Raw genomic sequence first — 265 nt, forward strand, 5'->3', positions numbered from 1 at the left:
GGGCTGCCGCGTTCGCTAATCGTCAGGAAACTGCCGTCCGCCTGCTGTACCGCAATGCCGCTCAATTCGCCCTTGCCCGCATTGTTTGCCCCCAACCCTTTGGCAAAAGCCTGGGCAAATACTGCGGCAATCAAAGGCAGGCTGTGCCGCGCCCTGCCGAACAGCACCAAATCAAACGCATACCCCGCGCCCGCCGGAAAATGCGTGGGCGCGACCAGCGGCGTCTCGATCAGATAAGGCGGCGGCGGACTTTGGCGCACGCTGC

General features: G+C 63.4%; 1 pseudogene. It reads right to left on the reverse strand.

The features are described 5' to 3' along the window. Window positions 1-265: pseudogene (locus HMPREF2572_RS11415) on the reverse strand (hypothetical protein); the annotation flags it as partial.

Origin of the sequence: Neisseria sp. HMSC064E01, assembly GCF_001808875.1 — a bacterium.
Lineage (GTDB): Bacteria > Pseudomonadota > Gammaproteobacteria > Burkholderiales > Neisseriaceae > Neisseria > Neisseria sicca_A.